7 protein-coding genes are annotated in these 12,303 nt (G+C 32.0%); 3 read left to right on the top strand and 4 right to left on the bottom strand.

From position 1 onward, the window contains the following. The first annotated feature begins 287 nt into the window (after positions 1 to 287). Positions 288 to 1,274: a choloylglycine hydrolase family protein gene (locus tag BGI23_RS17995; RefSeq protein WP_070806745.1), complete on the top strand. Its 987-nt coding sequence runs from the start codon at positions 288 to 290 to the stop codon at positions 1,272 to 1,274. Between the two features lie 389 nt (positions 1,275 to 1,663). On the opposite strand, the gene BGI23_RS17990 is transcribed toward BGI23_RS17995, so the two are convergent. Then, a complete protein-coding gene (locus BGI23_RS17990; protein ID WP_000461128.1) occupies positions 1,664 to 1,849 on the bottom strand; it encodes a hypothetical protein in 186 nt (61 codons plus the stop codon). A gap of 550 nt (positions 1,850 to 2,399) precedes the next feature. Here BGI23_RS17990 and BGI23_RS17985 point away from each other — a divergent pair. Next, positions 2,400 to 5,213 (top strand): dynamin family protein, encoded by a 2,814-nt coding sequence (locus BGI23_RS17985; protein WP_157441044.1) that lies wholly within the window; start codon positions 2,400 to 2,402, stop codon positions 5,211 to 5,213. A gap of 99 nt (positions 5,214 to 5,312) precedes the next feature. Here BGI23_RS17985 and BGI23_RS17980 read toward each other — a convergent pair whose 3' ends face one another. From BGI23_RS17980 to BGI23_RS17970, 3 genes are all read right to left on the bottom strand, one after another. After that, entirely contained in the window at positions 5,313 to 7,232 is a 1,920-nt protein-coding gene (locus tag BGI23_RS17980; RefSeq protein WP_070806743.1) for an LTA synthase family protein, read from the bottom strand. A gap of 463 nt (positions 7,233 to 7,695) precedes the next feature. After that, the gene (locus BGI23_RS17975) at positions 7,696 to 9,033 is read right to left on the bottom strand and encodes an NAD(P)/FAD-dependent oxidoreductase (protein ID WP_070806742.1); all 1,338 of its coding nucleotides are present in this window, start codon (positions 9,031 to 9,033) and stop codon (positions 7,696 to 7,698) included. A 265-nt stretch (positions 9,034 to 9,298) separates the two neighbouring features. Further along, positions 9,299 to 10,096, bottom strand: coding sequence for a cell wall hydrolase (locus tag BGI23_RS17970; RefSeq protein WP_000771000.1), 798 nt, complete (start codon positions 10,094 to 10,096; stop codon positions 9,299 to 9,301). A 294-nt stretch (positions 10,097 to 10,390) separates the two neighbouring features. Here BGI23_RS17970 and BGI23_RS17965 point away from each other — a divergent pair, with 294 nt between their 5' ends. After that, a complete protein-coding gene (locus BGI23_RS17965; protein WP_070806741.1) occupies positions 10,391 to 12,232 on the top strand; it encodes a S8 family peptidase in 1,842 nt (613 codons plus the stop codon). Positions 12,233 to 12,303 lie beyond the last annotated feature (71 nt).

Genomic DNA, 12,303 nt, shown 5'->3' with positions numbered 1-12,303 from the left:
AAGGTAATTTTTCCTCGACCACAGATACTGTTCATAGAGAAAATGGTCTCTGGTTATTTTAATAAAATATAGCAAGAAATAAAAAGGAGCGATAGTAACAATTCGCTCCTTTTTCATATAATTCTTTTGCAACTATATTTTAAAAATTTATAAACTAGAGATAACCTCAACCTATTTGTAATTTATATGTACGTTCTTAATTTGTTTGTAAGGAAAGAGGTTTTTAATTTACAGACTTATCAGAATTATGTAAAGTGTAGATAAAACCATAAAATGGGGTGTTCTTTATGTGTACTAGTTTGACATTAGAGACAAAAAACGGTCAGCATCTTTTTGCAAGAACGATGGATTTCACATTAGATATGAATCAAGAAGTAATAATCATTCCTCGGCATTACCAGTGGAATAATATAACTGGTGAAATCATTCATACGAAACATGCTACGGTCGGAATGGGAATTAATCATCAAGGAAGGATCATTATGGCGGACGGAGTAAATGAAGCAGGTATGACATGTGCAACACTCTATTTTCCAGGATTCGCTACTTATAGTCAAAGCATAGATGACATTAAAACGAATTTAGCTCCATTTGATTTTGTAGCTTGGAGTCTTACACAATTCAATTCTGTCAAAGAGTTAAAGAAATCTGTAGATAGCATTACCTTTTTGGATATACCATTACCGGATTTAGGACTTACGCCACCGCTACATTGGATCTTAGCGGATAAATGGGGAGATTGCATTGTACTGGAGCCGACAAATGAAGGATTAAAGATGTATGATAACCCACTAGGAGTGATGACGAATAGTCCGGAGTTTAATTGGCATTTGCAAAATTTAAGACAATATATTGGCCTTAAATCGCAGCCATTCGCGCCAACAGAATGGAGTAATTTACCATTAAGTGCTTTTGGCCAGGGCTCAGGCTCAATGGGACTTCCAGGGGATTTCACCCCGCCATCGAGGTTTGTGCGGGCAGCATATGGCAAACAAAACATTCAAGGTATAGATAGTGAAGAAGAGGGAGTATCCGCCCTTTTTCATATCTTATCAAATTGCGAGGTACCTAAAGGTGGAGTAATAACAGAAGAAGGTGCATTAGATAATACCATATATACAAGTGTAATGTGTATGGAGTCCGGAACATATTATTATCATACTTACGATTGTAGACAAATTATAGCTATTCATTTATTTCATGAAAATTTAGATACAGATGAGATTAAAGCCTATCCGTTCCAACGGAAACAAAAAATATTTTATGAAAACTAAGCAGCTTTGAAACAATGTTTGGTACATTTTTGAATATATATAATAGAGCAATAATGGTTTATATCATTCTTGGATGCTTCTTTAGCTTTGGGATTTATCATAAATTTACTCCTTTCTTCAATGACTCCAACAAGTAGAATTTTGCTGCTAGGAGCATTGGCTAAGGAGCAGTGAAGGTGGAATTTATTTATAAATAGTAAAGAACAAAAAAGGTGTGGAAAATATCCATACCTTTTTTGTTCTTCTATTATCTATGTATAAAAAAGCGCTGTATATCAGCACTTTTTAAAAGTACATGAGTTGTATAAGAAAGCCTTATATATTACCTATAACTATGCAAGGTCTAATATAGATTCTTATTTGATTAATTGTTATAAGAGCCTATACGCTTATTTATTTTTATTATTATTAATTTTTTCCGTATATAGCACCTGCTCTTTATAATGCTTCTTAATTGGGAAAGTATGTGTACCAGAGCCGTTTTTGAAATTTTTATTGATAGGGTTTTTTAGCGGGATTGTTGTAGTTTCAGTAAATTCATACGGGTAGTTTATTTTAGATTTATCTTCAAACATGAAAATGCCTCCTTTTACGATTTCCTGAATTCTTTACTATAACATGATATGCATATAGATTTTTTTTGGACTAGTTATTTATAGAGGTTAATGGAATTTAATTACGTAACTACTGAAGTGTTCTAAAGGAAAACAATTCGAGAAAGATATTGTATGAATAGCTGCTCACTATTGTTGTTGTTTAAATTATCATGGTGTATGTGAAATTCTGAAGAAACTTAGTATATATGTCTATCAAGCAAGCACTATGTGATGAACTCTTTTATGTTAGGTGAAGTGATTTTTGCATATATATTCGTTATAAATTGTTTTTATAATATGTTTCATATAGGGTTTTCCTGATAATATAATGTGGAATATTATAGTGTTATTATGTTATTAGAAACATTTAATGCTGTTTCATAACTGAAAGGTAATTGAAAAAAAACTGAAACTTTTCTCATGAAAATTCAATCTAACTTGAAAAATGAAAGGAAAATGAAATTTTCCAAAAGATATTCTTTGTTAAGATAAAAAGCATACATAAATAAAGTGTTGACATATCTTAAAAATGTATTTTCAAGATATAGTGGGGGAAAAGATGAGAATAGAAAAACAATTAATAAAAAAGATGTATTATGAAACATTTCTAATGGAGAATGTAACAAAATCACCTCTTGACGTACTTGGAGAAGCTTATGTAAACGAAGAAAAAAATGAGGTTTCTGATGGATCTTATATTCGTTTTGCGCAAGGTGAATTTTATTATCGCCATCAAGATTTTGAAGCAGCTATTTTTAAATGGGAGAAGGTTAGTAATGAATTAGCACCGTGGGCACAAAAAAATATTGCGGATGCGTATTTCGAACTGAATCAATTATCAATTGCTGAAAATGTATACACTTCCATTACTACTGATAATAAAATATTGATGACTGAAATTAGACTACAATTACTTTCTCTTTACATAGAGCAAAATAATTTTGATTCAGCTTTCGCTGTTATTAAAGAAGCAGTTTCTTTAAATCCAGACTATCCGAATGTTACAAAAATTGCCCGTTCTTTTTATGAGGAACAACAAGATTTTGATAGTGCAGTAGAGCTTGCTGTGAATGAGTTAATTCGAACAGAGTCTTATCCGTGGTTTGAGGTGTTAAAAGGATATATCGATAAAGGATTTACTAAACATATTTCACCAGATTATTTTTATGATGCATTAGTTACATTAAATAATGTAGATCAAGTACAATTTACGCAAATGGTTTCATCACTTTGGAACAGTTATAAAAATGAACAAAATTACTTATTGTGGCTTAACACAATAAATGAATTTTTCTTACATATTGAAATAGAGTCTTCCGATATATGGGACAAAATTTCTTCTCTTTACGAAGAAACATACTTTGCATTAATTCAAGGGAAATATACGCTTAGACAATTACACGATATCATTCCAAGTCTTTTAACAAATTGGTTAAAAGTAGTCAATCCGTCTTATGCTGTATTTCCATCAGCAGCTGTATTGGCATGGGATGAAATTTTTCCTACCCAAATAGATTCATCAAATATAAAACATGCGGAAAACCTACTGTCATATTCTATGAATCATGTGAATGCTTTAGAGTACAGTCTACATCTTTTTGAATCTATTACACAGTGGGCACAAAAGCACAATATAGAAATAGGTCACCGATTTAGATGGTTAGTTGACGAACTTGCGGATTTAAGAACAAATCGTATTTTAGTAACGGGAACTTCAGGTAACGGAAAAACTACATTTATTAACTCTATATTAGGAGAAAATATAGTAGAAAAATCAATTTCAAATGTAGTAGTTTTAAAAAATGATGCTCATACAGAAATTAACGCCATAACAGACGCTGCAATTACAACAACGGAAGATATCTCTGATTATCATAATATGATGTCTCAGCACCATCAAACGTATAGAGATAGAGCATGTGTTGAATTTAAATTACCATGTAGATTTTTAAATGAAAATAAACTTACATTTGTAGTTACACCTGGATTTAATAGGAATAATGACACTAGGGATGAAGTATTTGAATATCTAAATTCTGTGGATGAATTATTGTTTGTATTGAATGCGGATTCACCGTTTACTGATAAAGAGCGTGATATTTTATTAAGCATTCAAGAACATACACCAAATTTACAAATTCATTTCTTATTAAATAAAATCGATAACATTTACAGTGAAGCAGAAGTGAAAAGAGTATTACAAGATACGGCAGCGAGAATAAACACATATTTCCCGCAAGCGAGAATTTTTCCTTATTCTTCGTTATATACAAGTAGTCAACAATTAAATGAGTTAACTGAGTTTATTCATTTTAACTTTAATCATAAAAATATTGATGGAGAACGTACTGAAAAGCTATTGTTCTTCATCCGAAAAACAATTACATATCTTTTAAATAAACGTGTTGAAAAAGAAAACAATCTCGTGGATGCTATTAAATGGAATGAAGATATGCTAGTGAAACTAAACGGTAGCATGAATAACCTTACTGCATTTGAGAGGGAAAAAATTCATTTCATTACACAGTCATATCGTACAATGAAAATGGAAATTACGAACGAACTTACTGAAAATATACCGAAGATATTACAGAGTTGTTCTGATTTAATGAGTGAAGACAGTGATTTCGGTCACATGGATACAGAACTAAATAAAGCAATGAACGAAAGAGTGCATAAATATTTAGAACAAACTGTATTACCTCATCTTGCTCTTTCTATGCAAAATTGGATTGCCACTTCTCATAATGAGCTCCTTCAAAGTCAATCGTACTTAGAAGAACTTAGTGAAGGACTTAAATCTTTATTTGGAGAAAATCGAATACAGTTAGAATGTGACTTTAAAGTGCTTGATGACTGGCGCAGAGATACTGACAGAATGACGAATAGCATACAAATGGATGAAGTAAATATTTTACGTCGATTTACGCCAGCACAATTTTTATTGAAAAGTGCCGGTAAATTATTTGGAGTTCTTCCGAAAAACAAAACTATGCTATATAACAAATACAAACAGTATGTAGAAAATGAAGATTATACCGAGGTAACGGATTCTATTATGAAGAAATTTTTCTTGCAATTTGAGCTATTCGAAAACACACAAGAGCGAGATATTCATATATTCTTTAGGAATCCATTTAACTCCTTGAAACAAGCTGTAGAAAATATGCAATTCGAAATACAAGAAAAACAAGAAATGTTACATAAAATGAAATCAAACCCTGAAGTTTATCATGATTCTATCATGCTCTTTGAATTGAGATTACGTCAATGTGAAGTAATTTTACATATGGGTGATGATCATACTTATACAGATGTAATTTTAGAAACAAGTGCAGAATAAAAGTAAAATATATAAGATTTTTTATGTGAAATTGCATCACATGTTATAAGAGAGTAAAAGGGAGCAACTGTAACGAGTTGCTCCCTTTTCATATTAAGATTATTTTTCAGTCTCTTTAATTTTAGTTTGTACTTCACCAGTTTTAATTTTATTACTTTCTGAGAAACGTAATAAATCGCCTTCAATAATTTTGTCAGACATTCGTAATTCATTTTGTGCACGGTTAATGAGTGCTTGAGCTTCTTTTTTTGGTAAATCTACAATTTCACCTGTTATGCGGTCATAGAAAGTGTTGTTTTTGTATGCGTATTTGTCTGTAATGAAGCTACCATCACGTAAAACGACAAAACCGGTATATTTATCTGAAAACATATCATGACCAAAACGAATATCGTTCGTAGTATCAATCCCTAATAAATTGAGAATAGTAGGTTTCATATCGATTTGTCCCGTAGGCTTTGAAATCGTTTCACCTTCTGTTTGTCCAGGAACATGAATATATAAAGGTGTACGTTGTAAATTTAAAGTATCAAATTCTGTTATTTGATCTTTTTCTAAAAACTGTGCCATTGCACGATTATGTTTTTCAGAAATGCCATAATGATCACCGTATAATACAATAATAAAATCATCATACATTCCCTCGGCTTTTAAACGCTCAATAAATTTTTTAATTGATTCGTCTAAGTAACGTGCTGTTACGATATAACGATCAAATACGCCATTACCAGAGTTATATGGTTCAATGAATTTAGTATCTTCATCATACGTAAATGGATAATGGTTCGTTAAAGTAAGGAAACGAGCGTAAAATGGTTGATCAATAGTTTTTAATATATCTACTGATTGATCAAAGTACTCGATATCTTTTAAGCCCCAATTTAAATTTGTTTCAGGCGTGATTTTGTAATCAAGTTCATTATAGTAACGATCATAACCGAGAGCAGAGTACATGATATTACGATTCCAAAATGTTGCGTTATTCGCATGGAATACAGAAGTGAAATAACCTTGCTGACGTAAAATTTCTGGAGTCGCAGTATAATCATTGTTACCGTGTGTGAAAAATACAGCTCCTCGATTTAATGGATATAACGACGTATCAATTAGAAATTCAGAATCGGATGTTTTTCCTTGCCCAGTTTGGTGGAAAAAGTTATCAAAGTAATAGCTTTCATTTATGAATTCATTCAAAAATGGTGTAACTTCTTGTCCGTTAACTGTTGCGCCTATTAAAAAGGTTTGTAAGGATTCAAGAGTAACAACAATTACGTTTTTTCCTTTCGCTACACCAAACATGTTAGGATTCGGCTCACTTTCGTTTGCATTCACGTAGTTTTCTGTTTCTTGTAATTTACTACTATCAGCAAGTGCCTTTTGTGATCCTGCTTTTACTTGTAGTGTTAAATCATATACTTGATGCGTGTATAGTCCTAAATTTTTAACAAGCATGACTCGGTCGAATGATCTCGTTAGTAATTCAGGTCGCTCTTTTTCTGCAAGATGTAGATTTGCAAAAAATACACCAATCGTTAAGAGAAAATATAACAAGCGTGCCGAATGAGTTACGCGCCCCGTTTGGAAGACTAGTGCCTTCTTCTTTAATAAAATAAAGAAGAAAATAATATCTGCGAATGCGAGTATAATTTTGTAGTTCAATATTTCTATAATACTACCGCCTAATTGGCCAAAGTTTGATGTTTGTCCAAGTACTGGTAACGTAACGAAATCACTATAAAAATCATAGAACATTACATTCCCAACAAGTACAATTGTTAATAAGAAATTAATACATAGCGCGATATAATTTCGCTTTTCACCGGTTGTAAATAATGCGAATCCGACAAAAGCTAATGATGCAGCGAGAGGGCTAATAAACAAAATAAGCTCTTGTGTAGAAGATTCAATTTTTAAATCAAAACTGAATTTTGTAATAAGATATGTTTTTAACCATACTGCTAAAGCAATTATTAAAACAAAGCTTATATTTTGCATTTGTAAATTGATTTTATTTTTCATTTTTACTCCTTTTTTTGTAATTTATTTAACTTGTGTTATATATTATATTTTTATAACTATTATAGTATGCTGAACCATTTAGCCAATGGTTTCTAAAGGTAATAATATGAAGTATTCATATACGTACAATGGGAAATTTTAAAGTATAAATCTATTTTTTAGAACAGAGCAGAAAAAGTCATAGTTGTAGTAAAAAATACTTATAGACATCCTAACATATTAAACACTATGATGATGTTACAAAATATCGAACAAATGAAAGTAGAAATGAATAGAGGCTTGTAAAACGATTGACATTCAATTTATTAGAATTGAATGTCAATCGTTTTACATACATAGTTATGTTACATATGTATCTCGTAAAATCCCGATTTTTTACGGGGTAGTCGTTAGGGGGGAAGGATAAGGTACATAAATAAAGCGTTGTGAAATTTAAAATATTTAATTGGTATCTTAAAAGAATTTAAACCATAGATAAATATTTTCCAACATACAACCCACTTGCAGCAGCTTGAGATAATGAATGAGTGACGCCTGAACAATCTCCGACTAAAAATAGCCCATGTATACTTGTTTCAAAATGGTTATTGAGTTTTATCGTAGGAGTATAAAACTTTCCGTCAATTCCATATAATAAAGTATCTGTATCGATCGGTTCTTGGATAAATTGTTCTAAGCGTAACAAAAATTCTTTAAGTCCTTCAATATATAACGGAGGAATTTCTGTATTCAAATCTCCATAATCTCCTTGTAGTGTAGGCTGTATACGGTTATGTTTCATGTTGTTCGCTGTTGTAGGTTCTTTTTTTAGTAAGTCCTCTAAGCGCTGTATAACAATTCGCTCTCGTCCTTGGTTAATGTTTTTAATAATTGAGCTTGCATACAGATTTGCTTCTTTGAGAGTTGGAAAATAGCGCGGGATAAATAAAGTGAAATTTAAGTTAGGTGTGCCAGTTCCTTTCTCTCGAAAATTTTGACCGTCAGGCATAACTAAACCTTCTTCGTACTTTCTAATGATGCGTCCTTTTGGATTCATACAGTACGTAGTTGCTGTGAAATCTTCCTGCTCATAAGAAAGTTTCGTCTCGAATGTATCTTTTAATATAGAGCGTAATTGGTGTTCTTTCATCTCTACTCTAATACCTAAATCTACACGAGTTTGTTCTTGAGAAATATTTAGAGAAGTACACATTTTTTTTAACCAGTTTGCTCCGGAACGCCCAGTTGCAAATACTAGTTGTTTAGATTGAACTGTTTCTTCATTTATCTCTATTGTAAAATGATCTTTCTGTTTCATAATATGTTGCACATCTATATGAAATTGTATATTTATTTTCGTAAGTAAAAATTCATAGAGTTGCTGAAAAATGTCACTTGAAAGTGTAGTACCAAGATGCCGTACTTCTGTTGTTAGCATTTGCAAACCACAAGCTTCAGCCCTTTTATTGAGAGTTGGATTTTCTGTAGAATATTTTGAAACAGAGCTTCCTCCGAACTGACATAGAATTTCATCTACTTCAGCCATAAGTTGTTTAAAGCCTTCTTTGCCGACTTTTTGCTCAAGTTCTCCGCCAAATCCGTTTGTATAATTAAATTTCCCTTCAGATTTTCCTAAACCAGCAAACCCAAAATATTTATCACATGTAGTACAAGTACACACTTTTCCTTCGTCTAAAGGACAATGGCGATCTTCTAGCGCTTTCCCTTTATCCAGAATTAAAACTTTTTTGTTACTGTTAGCTAGTAAATAAGCCATAAAAATGCTACTTACTCCAGCGCCGATAATTGTAACATCATACATATTCTTTCACCCGCTAACGAATAGTTTGTTTTTTATTTTTCTAGTGTATAACAATTTTATGAAGTTAAGAAATAGCTTTTATGAATAAAGAGGGAGTTTTTGAACTTGATGCTTTCTTAATTTTTCAGAGTGGTGGAGTAAATACAAATTTTTTATTTGAAAGAAGAGATAGTTTTAAAAGATCACTATGTCATATGATTAATAAAATCTTACATATAAAAAAACAGACCTTTTAAGTGAAGAGGTCTGTTAATGATTTTAAATGTTATTTAGCGAAGACGTGGTTACCAATTACTGCTACTGTTTGACGTGTCGTAATCCATTTGTCTGTTGATGTTTTTGGATTGTAGAAATAAAGCCAATCAGAATGTATTCCATTTGTGGAGATAGCCTCATCTACTGCCATTTTTGCTTCTGGGCTTGCAGGATGATTAATTCTTCCATCTGTAACAGGAGTAAATGCATATCCATATGTAATAGGTTCATAAATAACGCCTGTTATTGTATTTGGAAACCCGTTTGCATTTACACGGTTTAGGATAACTTTTGCTACAGCCACTTTTCCTTTATATGATTCTCCACCTGCTTCAGCGGTAACTAAGCGTGCCATTAAGTCTTTTTCTTTTTCTGAAATGCTTGAGTTGATTTTCAAATGTTGTCCTGCATAGAGCTTGTTTCCCACTGTATTGTTAATTTGTTTTATAGATTGAACGGTAACATTGTAACGCTTTGCTATCGTTTCCAATGAATCTCCCGGTTGTACTTGATAAATAATTTGCTCAGAAATGTTCGCAGGTTTGGCGTTTTGGTGAACAGTGATTTCATTTGAGTTGACGGAACCTGGAATATGTAACTGTTCGCCAATGAAAGTTTGATCGTTTCCTTTATGGTTAGCCTGTTTAATGGATTGTATTGAAACGTCGTATTGTTTACTAATGCCCCAAAGTGTATCATTCTTTTTTACTGTATGAATGGTAGAAGCCTCAGCTGTACTTTGACTACATACGAATGTAATTGCAGCCGCAGATAAAGGGATTATATGTTTTATTTTTAATAATTTCATTGTAAATCCTCCTAAGAAAAAATTAAGGTGAAGCTGTTCAGTAATCTAGTTTTGGATATTTATATACTTAATATATTAATGTAAGTATATTAGCACATATAAAATAAATAATCATTATAAGTTTCTTATTCATGTATTGTAGAGTTCTAATATGAAATATTGCATATGAAAATACATTGAAGTTCATATTGCTGATTACTATAATCTATTTAGTAGAAAGGGAATATGTTATATAAATAAAATCACTATAAATTAATATAATGATTAATTGTTGTTAATAGGAGGATTGAAGTAATGAAAATATTTCGAAAAATGTGTGCGTCAACTGTAATCATTACAACACTTTTAGGAACAGGAGGCACTATCAATAGTGTACATGCTGATTCTATAGAGCAGCAGAGTAAATTAGGAATAGATCAAGAAACAGATAAGCAAATCATTGTAAAATTTAAAGCGGATTTGAAATTTCCATATGAAGATGGTATTGAAAAACAAATACAATCTCAAACGAACGACAAAGTACTAGAAGATCTTTTGGTAGAATATCCAGATGTAACATTCACGCGTTTATTCACATCTGTAAGTCCAGAGGAAATAGAAGACCTTGAAGTGAAAGCACCCAATAATGTATCTACAAATTTATTAAACTACTATATTCTTCAAATGCAAAATGGTGAGCAGAAAGAAGAACTAGTAGATAGGTTAAAGAAATCTTCTTTAATAGAAGATGTGTATATGAAGAAGCAAGAAAAAATAACGCCACCAGAAGTGCGACCATCAAGTGTATCTCTTAGTCCTAATAACAATCCTAGATTTAAACAACAAGGTTATTTAGAAGCAGCACCATACGGTATTAATGCGCCCTTCGCCTGGGAAGTTCAAGGCGGTAAAGGAAATGGTATAACTTTTGTTGATATGGAATATGGATGGTTATTAAATCATGAGGATTTAGTACATCAAAATATTGAATTAATGTCTGGAATAAATATAGATCAACATGTCGGTCATGGGACGTCTGTACTAGGAATTGTATCCTCTGAGGACAATGAAGTTGGGAATATTGGGATTGCGCCAAAAGCGAAAGCAAAGGTGATCTCTCAAATAAGAGATAACGGACAGTATAATACAGCTGATGCAATATTAAGTGCTGTGAATCAGTTAGAAGCTGGGGATGTTTTATTATTAGAGGCACAAGCTTCCTTTGATGGATATGGTGATAAATATTTACCTGTTGAGGTACAACCAGATATCTTTGATGCAATTCGTGCTGGTACAGATAAAGGTGTTGTCATTATAGAAGCTGGAGCAAATGGTTGGAATGATTTAGATCAATTTAAAGATAGAAATGGTAAACAAATTTTAAATCGTAATAGTAAAGATTTTAAAGATTCAGGTGCAATTATGGTAGGAGCGGGCTCTTCATCTTTCCCTCATGAGCGTATGTGGTTTTCGAATTATGGAAGCCGTATTGATGTGTACGGTTGGGGAGAAAACGTAGATACAACTACAGCTGAGCAAAGTCGAAGTGCTATAAATCTTTATACACCTAGCTTTAGTGGCACGTCGAGTGCGTCGCCTATTATTGCCGGAGCAGCGACTTTAGTACAAAGCATTGTGAAAGAAAATTTAGGACAACCATATAGACCGAGTGAACTAAGAGCAATATTAAGCAACCAGAGCACAGGAACAAAATCTAAAGATCCATATTCAGATAAAATTGGTGTTTTACCAGATTTGAAGTCTATACTAGTAGATTTAGGGTATGAACGAAGAGAAACGAACGGTGGGAATGAGTTACAAGTAACAGAAAATGAACCAAATAATGAACGTATACAGGCAAATAAAGTCTCCTTTCATACACCAATGAAAGGAAAACTAGATAATCGTGATAAGGTGGATGTATTTACTTTCCAAATTGACTCACCAGAAAATATTAATATTTCTTTATTAAATGAACAAAACATTGGAATGACATGGGTACTTCATCATGAATCAGATTTAAACAACTATGTAGCATATGGTGAAAATGAAGGAAATGTAGTGAAAGGAACTTATAATGCAAAGCCAGGTAAATATTATTTATACGTCTATAAGTATGAGAATAAAGATGGTTCATATGTATTGAATATAAAGTAAACGAAAGGAGCTTCAGATGAAGTTCCTTTAAATTTTTCTAATTCAGGATATATGAATGTTTTTTAACTTTA

The organism is Bacillus sp. ABP14 (assembly GCF_001831375.1).
Classification (GTDB): domain Bacteria; phylum Bacillota; class Bacilli; order Bacillales; family Bacillaceae_G; genus Bacillus_A; species Bacillus_A paranthracis.
The sequence above is the reverse complement of the archived record's forward strand: the minus strand, read 5'-3'. Positions and strand labels throughout refer to the sequence as shown.